17 protein-coding genes are annotated in these 15,550 nt (G+C 68.5%); 10 read left to right on the top strand and 7 right to left on the bottom strand.

Annotated elements, in window-relative coordinates:
* Positions 1-53: 53 nt before the first annotated feature.
* From ABD989_RS04260 to ABD989_RS04225, 8 genes are all read left to right on the top strand, one after another.
* Positions 54-491 carry an SRPBCC family protein gene (locus tag ABD989_RS04260; protein ID WP_246993525.1) on the top strand — a complete coding sequence of 146 codons (438 nt, stop codon included), beginning with the start codon at positions 54-56 and terminating at the stop codon, positions 489-491.
* 37 nt (positions 492-528) lie between these two features.
* Positions 529-1,437 (top strand): pseudouridine synthase, encoded by a 909-nt coding sequence (locus ABD989_RS04255; RefSeq protein ID WP_246993527.1) that lies wholly within the window; start codon positions 529-531, stop codon positions 1,435-1,437.
* A 14-nt stretch (positions 1,438-1,451) separates the two neighbouring features.
* On the top strand, positions 1,452-1,781 hold the full coding sequence (locus tag ABD989_RS04250) for a hypothetical protein (RefSeq protein WP_246993529.1): 330 nt from the start codon (positions 1,452-1,454) through the stop codon (positions 1,779-1,781).
* A gap of 14 nt (positions 1,782-1,795) precedes the next feature.
* Positions 1,796-2,146 carry a YbaB/EbfC family nucleoid-associated protein gene (locus ABD989_RS04245; protein ID WP_246993530.1) on the top strand — a complete coding sequence of 117 codons (351 nt, stop codon included), beginning with the start codon at positions 1,796-1,798 and terminating at the stop codon, positions 2,144-2,146.
* Between the two features lie 56 nt (positions 2,147-2,202).
* Positions 2,203-2,553 carry a YbaB/EbfC family nucleoid-associated protein gene (locus ABD989_RS04240; protein WP_246993532.1) on the top strand — a complete coding sequence of 117 codons (351 nt, stop codon included), beginning with the start codon at positions 2,203-2,205 and terminating at the stop codon, positions 2,551-2,553.
* 38 nt (positions 2,554-2,591) lie between these two features.
* Positions 2,592-3,203, top strand: coding sequence for a recombination mediator RecR (gene recR, locus ABD989_RS04235; RefSeq protein WP_345312554.1), 612 nt, complete (start codon positions 2,592-2,594; stop codon positions 3,201-3,203).
* Between the two features lie 29 nt (positions 3,204-3,232).
* A complete protein-coding gene (locus ABD989_RS04230; RefSeq protein ID WP_246993536.1) occupies positions 3,233-3,796 on the top strand; it encodes a uridine kinase family protein in 564 nt (187 codons plus the stop codon).
* Positions 3,797-3,924: 128 nt separating this feature from the next.
* Positions 3,925-5,022, top strand: a complete 1,098-nt coding sequence (locus ABD989_RS04225; RefSeq protein WP_345312553.1) for an LppP/LprE family lipoprotein — start codon at positions 3,925-3,927, stop codon at positions 5,020-5,022.
* A gap of 101 nt (positions 5,023-5,123) precedes the next feature.
* On the opposite strand, the gene ABD989_RS04220 is transcribed toward ABD989_RS04225, so the two are convergent.
* Both ABD989_RS04220 and ABD989_RS04215 read right to left on the bottom strand, forming a co-directional pair.
* A complete protein-coding gene (locus tag ABD989_RS04220) occupies positions 5,124-5,837 on the bottom strand; it encodes a type 1 glutamine amidotransferase (protein ID WP_345312552.1) in 714 nt (237 codons plus the stop codon).
* Positions 5,834-7,108: a MurT ligase domain-containing protein gene (locus tag ABD989_RS04215; RefSeq protein ID WP_246993542.1), complete on the bottom strand. Its 1,275-nt coding sequence runs from the start codon at positions 7,106-7,108 to the stop codon at positions 5,834-5,836. The genes ABD989_RS04220 and ABD989_RS04215 overlap by 4 nt, the downstream gene beginning before the upstream one ends.
* Positions 7,109-7,183: 75 nt before the next feature.
* Between ABD989_RS04215 and ABD989_RS04210 the strand changes: the two genes are divergently transcribed.
* Entirely contained in the window at positions 7,184-8,245 is a 1,062-nt protein-coding gene (locus ABD989_RS04210) for an alpha/beta hydrolase (protein ID WP_345312551.1), read from the top strand.
* A 7-nt stretch (positions 8,246-8,252) separates the two neighbouring features.
* On the opposite strand, the gene ABD989_RS04205 is transcribed toward ABD989_RS04210, so the two are convergent.
* Positions 8,253-9,551 (bottom strand): hypothetical protein, encoded by a 1,299-nt coding sequence (locus ABD989_RS04205; protein WP_345312550.1) that lies wholly within the window; start codon positions 9,549-9,551, stop codon positions 8,253-8,255.
* On the bottom strand, positions 9,548-10,732 hold the full coding sequence (locus ABD989_RS04200) for a substrate-binding periplasmic protein (protein ID WP_345312549.1): 1,185 nt from the start codon (positions 10,730-10,732) through the stop codon (positions 9,548-9,550). The genes ABD989_RS04205 and ABD989_RS04200 overlap by 4 nt, the downstream gene beginning before the upstream one ends.
* Before the next feature lie 136 nt (positions 10,733-10,868).
* Between ABD989_RS04200 and ABD989_RS04195 the strand changes: the two genes are divergently transcribed.
* The gene (locus ABD989_RS04195; RefSeq protein ID WP_345312548.1) at positions 10,869-11,648 is read left to right on the top strand and encodes an EamA family transporter; all 780 of its coding nucleotides are present in this window, start codon (positions 10,869-10,871) and stop codon (positions 11,646-11,648) included.
* On the opposite strand, the gene acmB is transcribed toward ABD989_RS04195, so the two are convergent.
* The 3 genes from acmB to ABD989_RS04180 all read right to left on the bottom strand — a co-directional run bounded on the left by acmB (position 11,630) and on the right by ABD989_RS04180 (position 15,517).
* Positions 11,630-12,814: a methyl acetate hydrolase AcmB gene (gene acmB / locus ABD989_RS04190; protein WP_345312547.1), complete on the bottom strand. Its 1,185-nt coding sequence runs from the start codon at positions 12,812-12,814 to the stop codon at positions 11,630-11,632. The genes ABD989_RS04195 and acmB overlap by 19 nt on opposite strands.
* A gap of 100 nt (positions 12,815-12,914) precedes the next feature.
* Complete coding sequence (gene leuA / locus ABD989_RS04185; protein WP_345312546.1) at positions 12,915-14,768, bottom strand: 2-isopropylmalate synthase; 1,854 nt, start codon at positions 14,766-14,768, stop codon at positions 12,915-12,917.
* 185 nt (positions 14,769-14,953) lie between these two features.
* Positions 14,954-15,517, bottom strand: a complete 564-nt coding sequence (locus ABD989_RS04180; RefSeq protein WP_345312545.1) for a nitroreductase family protein — start codon at positions 15,515-15,517, stop codon at positions 14,954-14,956.
* Between the last annotated feature and the right edge of the window lie 33 nt (positions 15,518-15,550).

The raw sequence follows: 15,550 nt of genomic DNA, 5'->3' as shown, positions 1-15,550 counted from the left end.
GGTCATTCCCCTGCTAAGTCGCATTTTCGGGTGCGGCACAAGGAGTTTCCGCCGTGGGCCAGGTTTCTGCCACCTCTTCCATCGACATCGCCGCCACCACCGAGCAGGTGCTTGCCGCGGTGTCCGACTACCAGTCGGTGCGCCCCGAGGTCCTCCCCGCGAACTACCGCGACTACCGCGTCGACGCCGGCGGAACCGGCGCGGGCACCGTGGTGCACTGGATCCTGCAGGCCACCGAGAAGCGTTCGCGCGATGTCCTCGCCGACGTCACCGTCAGCACCGACACGGTCACCGAGACCGACCGCAACTCGACGCTGGTCACCGTTTACCGGGTCCGCCCCGCCGGCGCAGGCACCCGCCTGGAGACCACCACCAGCTGGAAGGGCGCCACCGGCATCGGCGGCGTCTTCGAGCGGACCTTCGCGCCCAAGGGCCTGGCCCGGATTCAGGCCGAGCTGCTCGGAAACCTCAAGCGCCATTTGGAAAGCTGAACCGCTGAGCCGACGAGGGCGCCGCCGTACCAAACCGTTGCCGCCGCGCAACGGAGTGGATGCGACGCGCGTGGTGCTGCGGCCGGACCTGTGGCCCGGCCGCACGCCCACCGTCGCCGAGGCACTGCTGGCGACGCCCACGCTCGCCGGGCTGTCGCTCGACGAACTGCGCGCCCAGGCCACCGCCGGTGAGGTGGTCGACCTCGACGGCGCCCCCGTCGACCTGGCCGGCCCGGTCCTGCGCGCCACGCCGATCTACCTGTACCGCGGTCTGCCCGCCGAGTTCGACGTGCCCTTCGACCTGCCGATCCTCCATCAGGACCGGTCCCTGCTGGTGGTGGACAAGCCGCATTTCCTCGCGACGATGCCGCGCGGGCAGCACGTGACGCAGACGGCGCTGGTGCGCCTGCGTCGACTGCTGGGCGAGGATCACCTCGCGCCCGCGCACCGTCTGGACCGGCTCACCGCCGGGGTGCTGCTCTTCACGCGCAAGCCCACCGAGCGCGCCGCGTACCAGTCCCTGTTCGCAGATCGCCTGGTGCACAAGGAGTATCGCGCCCTCGCCGCGGCTTCGCGGCCGGAGCTGGCCGAGGGCGTGCGCATCGAGAATCGCATCGAGAAGACCTCCGGTGACCTGCGTGCGCGAGTGGTCGACGGCCCGGTGAACGCGATCAGCGAGATCACTCTGCTGCGTGTGCGCGACGACGGTTTGGGCGAGTACCGCCTGCTCCCGCACACCGGCCGCACTCACCAGTTGCGCCTGCACATGGCGGGTCTGGGCGTGCCGATCCTCGGCGACCCGCTCTACCCCGACGTCGATCCGGAGCTGGCTTCGGCGCCCGAGCGCGGCGACTTCTCACGGCCACTCCACCTGATCGCGTCGTCGCTCCGGTTCGTCGATCCGATCACCGGCGCGCAGCGGCACTTCACCTCCGACCGGCGCTGACTACGGTGGCGGACATGGCGATCATCGGTTCCTACGAGCACCACCCGGACTTGGGCTGCGAGGCCGTGGTGTTCCTGGACTCCGAGTCCGACGCCTGCTTCCAGATCCAGCGAGACCTGCCGGGTGGGCGCCGCCCGGACGAGCACTGTGTCACCACCGGGGCGAGTGCCCCGGTCTACGGCGGGGTGACGCAGTGGCGGCGCGTCGAGGACCGCTTCGAGTTCGCGCTCAACCGCCGGGCCACGGCGCTGTTCGCCGACGACGTGCTGTCGTTCGAGGTGGAAGCCGCCGCCGGTCAGACCGTCGACGAACTGGCGGCGCAGCTCACCCGGATTCTCGGCTGACCTAACCTGGCAGCATGACCGAGGCCTTCGACCCCCAGCAGCTGCAGGAACGACTCGTCGCCGTGCAGCAGGAGATCATGTCCGCCGAACTGACCGGCCGCAGCAGCGGCGGGGAGGTCACCGTGATCGGCGACGGCGTCGGCAACGTCGCCGCCGTCCGCATCGATCCCGCGCTCGATCGCGACGACCTCGACGGCCTGCAGAACCACATCGTCGACGCGCTCGCCGACCTCGCGCAGCGTCGGGCCGGGCTGGTGGAGCAGAAGATGACCGGGCACTCCAGCGGTTTCGCCGAGCCGGACTTCGGCTTCGGCGGCGACGGGTCCGTCCCGCGGACCCCGGACGGCCTCATCGACCTCGGCTGACACGCGTCGGCTCGGCGCGCGGACCGTCGTCGGTCCCAGCGACTACTCTGGAGGGCGTGACTGACGCATTCGATCCCAGCGCCCTCCTCGGTGGCGGCGGCGAGAACCCGATGGCAGGCCTGCTCGCCCAGGCACAGGAGATGCAGGCCAAGCTGTTGGCCGCACAGCAGGAGATCGCGGCCGCGGTCGTGACCGGACAGGCTGGAAACGGCCTGGTCACGGTGACCGGTAACGGCACCGGCGACGTGACCGGGGTGAACATCTCGCCCGAGGTGGTCGACCCGGAAGACGTCGAGACCCTGCAGGACCTGCTCCTCGGTGCGCTCGCCGACCTCGCGACGAAGCGGGACGCGCTGTCGTCGGAGATGCTCGGCCCGCTGGCCGGCGGCATGCCCGGCCTGGGCTGAAGCGCCACCGGCTGAACCACCACTGTTGAAGGGGCCTGATGTACGAGGGGCCGATCCAGGTACTGATCGACCAGCTGGCGAAACTGCCCGGGCTGGGGCCGAAGGGCGCCCAGCGCATCGCGTTCGCGCTGCTGGCCGGCGACAAGAGCGAGATCGACCGGCTGGTCGCCGCGCTCGGCGAGGTCCGCGACAACGTCGCCTTCTGCGCCGAGTGCGGCAACATCGCCGCCGCGCGACTCTGCCGCATCTGCAGTGACCCACGGCGGGACGCGACCAAGATCTGTGTCGTCGAAGAGCCGAAGGACATCTACGCGATCGAGCGGACCAAGGAGTTCGACGGCCGCTACCACGTGCTCGGCGGCGCCCTGGATCCGCTGTCGGGCATCGGTCCCGACCAGTTGCGGATCCGCGAACTCCTGCAGCGCCTGGCCAACCAGCCCGACGGCGTCGACGTCAGCGAGATCATCATCGCGACCGACCCGAACACCGAGGGCGAGGCGACGGCGACCTATCTGCTGCGCATGCTCAAGGACTTCCCGGGGCTGTCGATGACCCGCCTGGCCTCCGGGCTGCCGATGGGCAGCGACCTGGAGTTCGCCGACGAGCTCACGCTCGGCCGGGCACTGTCCGGGCGCCGTATCCTCGCGTAGCCTGAAACCCGTGTCGAAGAGTCGTACCCATGGCTGACGGCGGGACGAGTGACCTGGTCGCCGCCGCGCACCGGATCGCCGACACCGGCGATGTGGCCAGCGGTATCGTCGCGATCGACGGCCCGTCGGGTGCTGGCAAGAGCACCTTCGCAGACGCTCTGGTCGCCGGCCTCGCCGACCGCGGTCGTCCCGCGGTCCTGATCCGCACCGACGACTACGCCACCTGGGACGACCCCGCCTCGTGGTGGCCCGAGCTGGAACGCGACGTCATCGCACCCTTCCGCCGCAACCATGACGTCGCCTACCGTCCGCGCGTCTGGATCGACGGCGTGCCGCGTCTGGGACCGGTGCAACTGGTCCGCTGGGCGCCGCTGCTGATCGTGGAAGGCGTCACCGCGGCCCGCTCGGCCATCGCCGATCGGCTCGACCGCGCCTTCTGGATCGACGGTCCCGACAGCGCCGCCCGGCTGTCCCGCGCGGTCGGCCGCGACGGCGAGGAGTCCCGACCGCTGCTCGCTGCGTGGCAGCGCTTCGAAGAGGGCTGGTTCGCCGTCGACGGGACGCGCGATCGCTGCGACCTGGTGCTCCGGTAGCACGAAGAACCCGCTTGAAGCCCGTACCGGCGGGTGCCCGCTCGTTTGCTCCCGTAAGCTGTTGCGAGATTCTGAGGGGGAAGTTTGGGGCATATGTTCCGAAATCGATCGGTGTGCGGTGGTGCACCGTGAAATCGAAAGCACTGCTGAGCACCAACGTGCTGCTGGCGATCGCCGGGGTTCTCACCGTCGTCGTCGCGGTGGTGGCGTTCCTGGTTGTCCGTAGCGTCGATTCCGACGAAGCGAAAACAGCGGCACCGTCGACCTCGTCGACCGGCGACGATACCCCGGCGGCAGCCGGGTCGCCGAGTGCGAACGAGGACCCCGCTCCGGCTGGGACCGTACCCGGTGCGCCGGCTGAGGCCGGCGGTCCGATCCCGTCCGGGGCCACTCAGATCAGCACCATCAAGAAGCCGCGATACGGGTCGCCGGTGGCCGTGTTCAAGGTCCCGTCCGGAAACATCGGCTGCGGGATCGAGAGCACCGGCTTGCAGTGCCGGGTGTCCAGCTACAACAAGGACAAGCCGTACGGGCTCGACCGGCAGGGCGGCGCTATCGACACCATCACCATCAAAGGCGGCGTCGCAGACATGTCGTACCACGGTAGCGATGTTCCGCCCTGGGCTGTCGGGGCGTATGGGGCCGACGATCGACTTACTCCGCAAGTGGTCGGCTACGGCCAGACCGTGTACTACGGGCAATACGTGTGTCACTCGGCCGAGGTAGGTCTGACCTGCTGGGACAGCACCTCGGGTGCCGGGGCATTCATGGCGCGGGAGCGCACCGAACTGTTCACCGCCACCCCCGCGTCGTCGACCGGCGCCAACAAGTGCAGCTCGATGACGGGGGAGCAGGCGGTGGCTGCGAACGTCGCGAAGGTCCCGAGGTTCCGAGGCTGGGCGTGGGACCCCCGTCATGCGAGCGTCGAGAACTACGACTCGTGTCTGGCGCTGTCGTGGATCGTACTGCCGATCGAGGGCCCGACAGCGTCGTCGCCGTTCCAGCTCATGCTGTTTCACAACGGTGAGTACATCGGAACCGCGACCGAACGCGCACACGGCTTCGCGCCGAAGGTGACGCGCGTCGACGATTCGACGATCGACGTGGTGTGGACCTGGAAGCGGCCAGGCGAGACCACCGCCGGTGCCACCGGTCGGTCGACGGCTCAATTCCACTGGGATCAGGCGGCCGACAAAGTGGTCATGACCGGCGAAGAACCGGCCTGAGACCGCGCCGATGGGCGGCCGTCGCGAGTTCACCGTCATATAGCGGGCCCCCGTGGTCAATATGACCAAGGTGACCCGCTATATGTCAGTGACCGGGAAAATCAGCGGGCGGCGGCGAGGCGTTCGCGGCGCAGCCGGTCCACCTCGGGCAGTTCCAGCGGTGCCAGGGGGGCGCCGGTCGCCTGTGCCAGGAGGTAGTCGGCCAACTCGGGGTTCCGGGCCAAGAGCGGACCGTGCATGTAGGTGCCGAGAACGCTGCCCTGCACGACGCCCTCGACGCCGCCGCCGAGAGCATTGCCGGTGCCGTGGCGCACGGTGCCGAGCGGACGTGCATCGGCGCCCAAAGATGTTGCGCCGCGGTGGTTCTCGAAGCCGGTCAGCGGCTGGCTGAGGCCGTCGACCAGCGGGGCGGTGACCAGCTCGCCGATGGCGCGCTCGGCCATCGGGGACGTGGTGGCGTCGAAGAGCCCGACGCCGTCGACGCGTTCGCCCGCGGCGGTCTCGTACCAGTGGCCCAGCACCTGGATCGCCGCACAGATGGCGAGCACCGGACGACCGGCCGCGGCGGCGCGCTGCATGCCCGCGTGCTTGGTCAGATGGCGCGTGGCCAGCCGCTGCGCAAAGTCCTCGGCACCGCCGAGGGTGTACACGTCCAGCGAGTCGGGGACGTCGTCGTCGAGGGTGATCTGAACGATCTCGGCCTCGATGCCACGCATCCGGGCGCGTTGCCGGAGCACCAGTGCGTTGCCGCCGTCGCCGTAGGTGCCCATCACGTCGGGCAGCACCAGGCCGATGCGCAGGGTGGATTCACTCATCGGTCGTCCTTTGCCGGGGTGGACGGGAGGGGCGTGGCACCGGCGCGTTCCAGGGCGACGCCGAGGTCGCGGAAGGCCGTGTAGTTGGCGAGCACTTCCACCCGGCCCGGCGGGCAGGAGGCGATGGCCTTGAACGGATCGTCGATCACCACGTGTTCGGCGCCCGCGTAGAGCAGCCGCACGCTCAGGTCGGCGGCCCGTTCGCCGGAGGCGATGACCTTCATGGTCTCGAAGGCTTCGAAGCGGACGTCCCACAGCCACGACAGGTCTTCGCCGTCGGGAACCTGCCCGTTGACGGCGATCACCAGGGAGTCGGCCTCGGTGTCGATCATCGACAGCGCCTCCTGCCAGCCGGCCGGATTCTTGGCGAGCAGGGTGCGGACCCGGTGCTGCCCCAGCTGTACGGAGCCGTAGCGACCGGCCACCTCGCCGACGGTGCCGACGGCAGCGGTCGCGGCGGCCGGATCTGCGCCCATCGCGACGGCGGCGGCGACCGCTTGGGCGGCGTTGCCGCGATTCGCACGGCCCGGCACCGCCAGGGTCATCGGCGCCTGAAAACCGTTGGGACCGTAGAGGTTCTCGTCGTCGTACCACCAGTCCGGAGCGGGCCTGCGGAACTCGGCGTCCCCGGTGGAGTACCAGTCGTCGCCGCGACGCACGATCGGTTCGCCGGTGCGCGGGCAGCTCACCGAGTCGCCCACCCAGCCGGCGCCGGCGGCCACCCAGATCACGGAGGGCGCGTTGAACGCCGCGGAGGTCACCAGGACGTCGTCGCAGTTGGCCACGACGACGGTCTTCGGATGGCGGTCGATACCCGTGCGCAGGCGGCGTTCGATGGCGTTGATCTCACCGACCCGATCGAGCTGGTCGCGAGAGAGGTTCAGCAGGATCAGCACCTGGGGATCGGTGGCGTCACTGACGTGCGGGACGTGCAGCTCGTCCACTTCGAGTGCAGCGATCGGGGCGGTCCGGGCCAGGGACAGGGTGGCGATGATCCCGGCATCCATGTTGGCGCCGTCGGGCTGCGTCGCCACGTCGCCGAGATCGGTGAGCGCGGCCGCGGCCATGCGCGTGGTGGTCGACTTCCCGTTGGTGCCGGTGATCAGCATCGTGCGCTTGCCTGCGGCGAGGCGGGACATGATCTGCGGGTCGATCTTCTCGGCGACGAGGCCGCCGATCATCGAGCCCTTGCCGCGGCCGGCGGCGCGCGAAGCCCAGCGTGCGGAGGCGGCCGCGGCGAGGGCGGCCCGGGTGCGAAGTGGCAGGCGCATACGCAGAAGTCTAGGGCCCGGGGTCCGGCGGTGCTGTCGGCAGCCGCCCCGGACCGCGGTGATAGCGTCGGCGCTGTGAGCCATGCAACAGTCGTCCACCTTTCCGCTTCCGACCGCGTGCAGCGCGGCCTGTTCCGAGCCGCCGGGCGGATTCCTGCCTCGGTGCTCGGCCTGGCGAGTCGGGTCACCCAGGTCAACTCCGCTGGGGAGCGGCTGGCTCCGGAGATGGCGCTGGTGGCGTTGGTGACCAGCAAGGTGCCCGGGATGGCGATGACCGGCCCGCCGCCGGTCGCGGCGCGCAAGAACATGGATGCGTCGGCGGCGTCGTTGGCCGAGACGTTCCCGCCCTTCGCGGTGGAAGAGGACCTGGCCTTCGACGGCCCCGGCGGACGGCTCGAGGCCACCCGCTATCGCGCCGAGCCCGGGGCCGCGCAGGGCCTGATCGTGTACTTCCACGGCGGCGGCTTCGCGCTCGGTTCGCGGCGCAGCCACGACAGTGCGGTCCGCCGCCTCGCGGTGGAATCGGGTGTCGACGTGCTGTCGATCGAGTATCGGCTGGCACCGGAGGACCCGTTCCCGGCCGCGATCGACGATGCGCTCGCCGCCTGGCGCTACGCCGTCGAGCAGGCCCCGACGTGGGGGATCGATCCGACGAACATCGTGGTCGCCGGCGACTCGGCGGGCGGCGCGATGGCGGCAGTGGTGGCCCAGCTGACGCGCGGGGAGGCCGTGGTGCCGAAGCTGCAGCTGCTGATCTACCCGGTCACCGACATGGCCGCCGAGACCGAGTCTCGTCGTGAGTTCAACGAGGGGTACTTCCTCACCGGCGCCGACATGGACTACTACACCGAACGCTATGTGACCGATCCCGCGCAGCTCGCCGACCCTCGTGTGTCCCCGCTGCGCGCCGACGATCTGACCGGCCTGCCGCCGGCCTACGTCGTCGTCGCAGGCTTCGATCCGCTGCGTGACGAGGGCATCGCGTACGCCGAGGCGATGCGCGCGGCCGGGGTGTCGGTGACGCTCGAGCGTGCGGGTTCGATGATTCACGGGTTCGTCAATATGACCCTGATTTCGCCGGACGCACGGGAGTACATGGCGCGCATGGGTGCCGCGGTTACCGATTCGCTGAGCTGACGCCGAGTCAGCGGTCCCGCATCTTCACCGCCAGGTAGGCGGCCGACAGCACGATGCAGATGGTGAAGGTGCCGATCAGCATCGCGTTGGTGGAGACGCCTGACAGTTGATCCAGGAATGAGCCGGATTCCTGCGCGTAACTGCTGTAGGTCGGGTCCGAGACCATCGACCGCCCATACTGCATGAGCGCCAGCACCGTGGCGAACAGCGAGGTCAGGGCGATGCCGAGCAGGATGACTTCGCTGATCAGAGCGGCGGTGCGCTGATTCCGCGACGTGAGCTCGGCCAGTCGTTCGCGGGCTGCGGTTCCTTTCGCCTCGGCGGGTTGCACGACCAGGTCGCTGAACTCCCAGTGGGTGAGGATCTGCGCGATCGCGCTGCGCTCTCCGGGCGAGATCTTCTTGAGCAGCGCCGAGTGTTCCAGGTCGAGCACTCGGAGCCGATTGGCGGACTCGTTGAGCGTGGTGCGCACCGCCGAAACCTCGCGGTGGCGAACGTTGTCGTACGAGCGGCCCAGCGCAACGGAGAGCTCCTCGTCGGCGATCTCGGCGGCGGCGTAGATGTACTGGCAGTAGCGCATCGGACGGATCTCTTGGGAGTCGAGAAGGGAACTCGATCGGGCCTGTGCGATTCGGTAGACGTACCGCATCCAGTTCGCCACCTGGTTTCGGTCGCCGCTGCAGAACTGCGCGATCTCTGCGTCTTCGATGCCCTGGGCGCCGAGCCATTCGGCGACGGACGTGTGCGGCACCACCTCTGCGTCGAGGATCATCGCGCCGGATGTCCAGCGGGGCGAGAGCTGCGCCGTCGCACTGGTCTTCGCCGGGAGTTTAGCGAGGATGCCCGCATCGAAAGCCAGCGAACTGAGGCTGGCCAACAAGAACTGCACGGTGCCGCCGACGCTCTCGAGAACGCGTTCGTGGATGTCGACCAGGTCACCGTTGAGGGCGGTGAAGTCCGGTTCCTCGATGCGCCACACGCATTCGAGGAGTGCGGTGCCGTGGGGATACACGGACAGTCGTAGGTGTTCGACGATGGTGTCGCCCTCGGAGAACACCGAACTCGGCGGTGTCAGATCGAAGACGGCGACCTCGCTGCGGTGCCGGAAGCCGCTGGTCGATTCGGGCTCGAAGTCGCGGTTCTCGGATCCGGCTCGTGGGAAGCGGGCAGCGTCGAGGTTTTTGTTCTTGGGAAACTGGTCGCGGACTTGTCGCCAGCTCGCCTGGTAGTTCGACGGCTGGTACTCACTGCGGCCGAGTTGCTCTCGGTACGGCGTGGCGAAGGGGGATACCGAATAGAAGATCACGAGTCGGCCCCGAACGTCAGGCGGGTGATCGGGGCAACGGCGACCGTCCCTTCGGTGGGACCGGGACCGAACTTGATCAGTGCCTCGCCGTCACCCGGAGTCGGCAAGCCTTTCGGGACGGTGCAGCGGGTCCCCGGTGCGCCCCAAGCGAGGACGGTGACCGCCGTGCCGTCCACGGGCGTGACGACTGCGCCGGCCCCGGTACGGATGGGTGCCGCGCCATCGATGATGCGTGCGGAGTCCAGTCCGCAGTCGCCTCCGCTCGCTTGCGCCGCGAGTAGCGGGTATTTGTCGCCCCTGCGGAAATCTCTGAGGGCGGCATTGATCTTGTCGATGACATCGCTATTGGTCGACTTCGGGAAGATCATATGGAGCGGAGTGGTGTTTGCCACGGTGATTCCGAGTGGTTCGAAATATTTCGGTTCGAGGGTGGCGAATTCGTGAGCGCTTGCGGGGAAGGTTGAAGAATTGAGAATGAACTCGCCCTGTGCGCGGCCCTCGATCACGAAGTCGACCTCTCCGTTCGCGAGCGCCACAAAGGCCTCGTTGGCTGTGAAGTCGGTGTTTCCGAGCCGAATGTTCTGTGCTTTAGTGGCGAATGTCGAGGCGGCGCTAGGCCAATAGTCGTATCCGCTGAGGAAGACGGTGCTCATGGATTTCAGGTCCTCGGCCGTCAAGCGCTGCGCATCGACATGGTCGCGACGATAGAAGACCACGTACTCGACCGAGAAGAAAGGATCCGAGAATCGGTACTTCTCATCGCGCTCGGCGCTCTTCACGATCGGGAAGGCGGTGAATGCTTCGTTGTTCGCCACCCGGCTGTAGGCGATTTCCCAGTTGGTGAACTTCAGGTCGACCTCGTAGCCGGCCGCGCCCAGCGTCGACTTGACCAATTCTCCGGCCGGCCCGCCGTTGTCGGCGTTCGTGAGAGTGGTCGGCCCCCACTGCTCGGTCAGTGCAATCACGCGTCGCGCGGGAAACAGTGCCTCCATGTTTACCCGGGTGATCACCACCAGGCCGATCACCAGTAGCGCCACGATGGGTAGTATGATCGCAATGCGCTTCGCGCGGTCTTTTTCGCGTAGCTCGGCCAGAGTGGGGATTCGTAGCGGAGCCGATGTGTCTGACACGATCGGAATGTACTGTCGGGGGAGGATGGATGTCAATTCAATGGCGTTCATCCCGATGGGTCTCGGGTAGGTGAGCGCCACCCGATTCCGATATGCGGGTGACGGTATGTCGGCGCTCTTTCTCATCGGTGTGGTGGTCCAGTATTTCGGCTACTCGCTCGCGGTCATGTTGGCCGACAGCACACCGATGTGGCTGATCGGCTCCGCCCGTGCATTCTTCTCCGGACTGATCTTTCTCGCTGTCGGACTGGTCCTCGCGCGTCGATCGGCGCGGATGTCGCGCGAGGGGCTGCTGTTGGGGATCGTTGCGTCGGTGATGAACATCGCGTCCTTCGGGGCCGCGGGAACCTTGCCCCTGGGTGTTGCCACTGCCCTCGAGTTCGTGGGGCCGATCGCCCTGGCTGCAGTGGCTGCACGGTCCGCGCGATCGGCGATCATGGTGATGTCCGGACTGGCCGGAGTGGTGGTGTTGTATCTCCGCGTGGGCGTTCCGCAGTTCGCAGACACCGCCGGGCTCGGTCTGCTGCTGGCCCTCGCCTCAGCGGCGCTCTGGGCCACCTATATCCGGCTCGGCCACTCGACGGAATCGGTGCAAGAACGCCTCGTCGGGTTCGGCATCGGTCTGGCACTCGGTGGGGTGAGTACCGGGTTGATCGCGTCCGGGGTCGGCGATGCGTCTCCCTGGACCACGATGACGCTCTCGACGTGGGGACAGTTGGTGGGCATCGCGGTGCTGGCCAGCGTCGTGCCCTACGTGATCGACCTCCTGTGCTTGAAGGTGATGTCGCCGCACACCTTCGCGATCCTCACGGTGACCCTCCCGGCTGTGGCCGCGCTGCTGGGTTGGTTGATTCTCGGACAGACACTCGGGTGGTGGGGGCTGCTCGGGCTCTGTCTGGTGGTGGTGAGCCTGCTGTTGCTGCGCACGGGTGACGGCGCCACCAGCCGTCAGGGCAGCGAGAGATAGACGGCGGTCTCGAGGTCGAGGTAGGCCGACAGCGCGCCGGGGTCGCCGAACGGCAGGATCTGGCTGCCCCAGATACCGGCCACGTCGGCGGAGCGGTCGATCCAGAAGTACAGGTTCGCCAGGCCCGCCCAGCCCAGTGAGCCGGCGCTGCGACCGGTGGGCGCGGGGTCGTCGTTGACCATGAACGAGTACGCCCAGGACTTGCTGAGCCCGGGGAAGAACTCGGTGCTGCGGGCCAGCGCCGGGGACGACGTGGCGAGCGGACCCACTTTCAGTTCGCCCAGCCCGTTCGCGGCGGCCGCCGCGACGGTCTCCGGGCGCAGCACCCGGCCGTGCTCGCCGTCGCCGTCGCGCAGCCACATTCGGAGGAAGCGCGTGAAGTCGGGCATCGTCGTATAGAGGCCGTGCCCGCCCATCTGGATCTCCGGGTCCTGCGGCAGCACGGCGCGCGTGGGCTTGAGGGTGCCGTCCGGGGTGCGCATGTGCACGGTGGCCCGTCGCTCGGCCATCGACGGCGTCATGGTGAAACCGGTGTCGGCCATCCCCAGCGGTGCGAAGATCCGCTCGGCCATCACCTCGCCGAGCCGGCGGCCGCGTACCGCCTCCACCACCAGCCCGGCCCAGTCCATGCTGGTGCCGTAGTTCCACCGGGTGCCCGGGTCGAAGAGCAGCGGGGTCATCAGCGCGGCCTTGGTGGCGCCGGTGATGTCCGGCTGCCCGGTCTCGGCCAGCAGCCGCCCGTACACCTCGGAGAAGAACGCGTAGCCGAATCCGGCGGTGTGCAGCATCAGCATGCGGGTGGTGATCCGGGTCGACGGCGCCCGCAACACCTGACTGCCGTCGTCGGCGAAGCCCTCGATCACCTGCAGCTCATCGAGCTCGGGCAGGTATTCGGCGGCGGGGGCGTCCAGATCGAGCAGTCCGTCCTCCACACACTGCATCACGGCGGTGCCGGTGACCGCCTTGGTGATTGAGTAGCCGGCGAACACCGTGTCGACGGTCATCGGCGCGTCGTCGCCCACCGAGCGCACCCCGGCCACGCCCTCGTACAGCGTGCCGTCGGCCCGCGTCACCGCCGCGACCACGCCCGGCACCCGCGCCTGCGGGTCGTCCGTGGTGGTCGCTCGGCGCAGCAGGTCGTCGAGTGCGGCGGTGCGTGCAGACATCAAAAAGCCTCCGGGGTCGGGCGGGGCGCAAGCGCGGTCATCCGCACTGTATCGCCTATCGCCCGACCCTGGAGGCTGTGATCTGCGGGGCGCTGGGGTCCTACGGGGCCCAGGTGCGGGCGCCCTCGGCGGCCGCTTCGACCTCTGCTTCGCCCGCGACGCGGTGCGCGCGGTTCACCGCGGAGACCACGGCGCGCAGGCTGGCGGTGGTGATCGACGACGCGACGCCGACGCCCCACACGGTCTCACCGTTGATCTCGGTCTCCACGTAGCAGGCCGCGTTGGCGTCGCCGCCCGCGGTGAGCGCGTGCTCGTAGTAGTCCAGGATCCGCACGTCGAAGCCGACGGTGCCCAGGGCGTCGACGAACGCGGCCAGCGGGCCGTTGCCCGAACCGGCGATCTCGCGCTCGGTGCCGTCCACCCGGACCACCGCGGTGATCGAGTCCTTGCCGCCGTCCTCCTCCGCGGCGTCGACCTTCTGGCGCATCCGCTCCAGTGGGGTGATCGGCTCCAGGTATTCCTGGGCGAAGACGTCCCACATCTCCTTCGGGTTCACCTCGCCGCCCTCGCCGTCGGTGATCTTCTGGATCTCGCGGCTGAACTCGATCTGCAGACGACGCGGCAGTTCCATACCGTGGTCGGCCTTCATGATGTACGCGACGCCGCCCTTGCCGGACTGGCTGTTCACGCGGATCACGGCCTCGTAGCTGCGGCCGACGTCCTTCGGGTCGATCGGCAGGTACGGCACCTGCCAGACGATGTCCTCGACGTCGGAGTCCTGCGCGTCGGCGTCGATCTTCATCTGATCCAGGCCCTTGTTGATGGCGTCCTGGTGGCTGCCGGAGAAGGCGGTGAAGACCAGGTCGCCGCCGTACGGGTGGCGCTCGGGCACGTTCAGCTGGTTGCAGTACTCCACGGTGCGACGGATCTCGTCGATGTCGGAGAAGTTGATCTGCGGGTCGACGCCGCGGGAGAACATGTTCATGCCCAGCGTCACCAGGCACACGTTGCCGGTGCGTTCGCCGTTGCCGAACAGGCAGCCCTCGATGCGGTCGGCGCCGGCCATGTAGCCCAGCTCGGCCGCCGCGACGCCTTCACCGCGGTCGTTGTGCGGGTGCAGGCTCAGGATGATCGAGTCGCGACGGGCCAGGTTGCGGCTCATCCACTCGATCGAGTCGGCGTAGACGTTCGGGGTGGTCATCTCCACCGTCGCCGGCAGATTGATGATCAGCGGCTTGTCCGGGGTCGGAGCGATCACCTCGGAGACGGCGTCGCAGACGTCGCGGGCGTAGCTCAGCTCGGTGCCGGTGTAGCTCTCCGGGGAGTACTCGTAGCGCCAGTTGGTGTCCGGGTACTGCTTCTCGGTCTGCAGGCACAGCTTCGCGGCGTCGGTGGCGATCTTGGTGATCGCCTCCTGATCGGCACGGAAGACCACGCGGCGCTGCAGGATCGACGTCGAGTTGTAGAAGTGCACGATCACGTTCGGTGCACCGTCGCATGCCTCGAAGGTGCGCTCGATCAGCTCCTGGCGGGCCTGGGTGAGGACCTGAATGGTCACGTCGGACGGGATGGCGCCGTCTTCGATGATCTCGCGGACGAAGTCGAAGTCGGTCTGGCTGGCCGACGGGAAACCGACCTCGATCTCCTTGTAGCCCATGCGCACCAGCAGGTCGAACATGCGGCGCTTGCGCGCGGGACTCATCGGGTCGATCAGGGCCTGGTTGCCGTCGCGCAGGTCGACGGCGCACCATTGCGGTGCGCGCTCGACCACGGTGTCCGGCCAGGTGCGGTCGGGCAGCGAGATGTGCTCCACCTCGTCGGCGAAGCTGCGATAGCGGTGCACCGGCATCGCAGAGTTGCGCTGCTGGTTGTAGGAGGGCTGGCCCGCCGGGATCGGCCCGTTGGGGGTGACGATGCGGCTTGGGCCGGAGGTGAAGGCGTCTGCTGCTGCCATGAGTGGTCAAGCTCCTTGGGAGTGAAGAAGGGGTTTGACCGGCGCGTCACTAGGCCCGCGACGGAGGGCCGGTCGAATCAGACCCCGCCGCGGCAACCGAGAAGAAGTGCACGCTGCATGGAACTCACCTTACGTCAGTGCCGCGGCCGGGATCAAAAAAGTCTCCGCGCGGAGCCGTACGACGTTCAGGCGAACGGCTCGCCCCATCGCCCGGCGAACGCGATCCGGTCCAGCGGGAGGCGTTCCCGCGGCCACGCGTCACGCTCGCGGATCGCTTGGCTGAGTGTGGTCGGATCGTCGGCGAGGCGCCCGATCGCCAGAATCGCCAACGGCCGGACGTCGTCGGGGATCGCGAACGCCTCGCGGGCCGTCGCCTTGCTGAACCCGGCCATCGGATGGCCGTTGAACCCGAGCGCCTGCGCCTGCAGGATCATCTGGCCCAGCGCGAGCCCCGCATCGACGGCACCGTACGCGTGCTTGTCCGGGTCGTCCGGTTCGTCGGTGGTGCACACGAGGACGAAGGCCGCCGAAGCCGGGGCCCAGGTCGCGTTGCCCTTGTTCAGCGAGTCGGTCAACGCTGCGAAGGTGGCGTCGCCGCGACGTCCGACGACGAACCGGACCGGCTGGATCCGCCCCCACGTCGGGGCCCAGCGCCCGGCCTCCAGGATCGTGGTCAGGTCCTCGTCGTCGATGGCGGCGGCGTCGTCGTAGCCGCGGGCGCTCCAACGGCCGCTGATCAGTGGGTGCATGGGTACCAGGGTTCCAGACGTGCGAAGGGCGCC

This window comes from Gordonia alkaliphila, from assembly GCF_039542465.1.
In the GTDB taxonomy this organism is placed as follows: domain Bacteria; phylum Actinomycetota; class Actinomycetes; order Mycobacteriales; family Mycobacteriaceae; genus Gordonia; species Gordonia alkaliphila.
The sequence above is the reverse complement of the archived record's forward strand: the minus strand, read 5'-3'. Positions and strand labels throughout refer to the sequence as shown.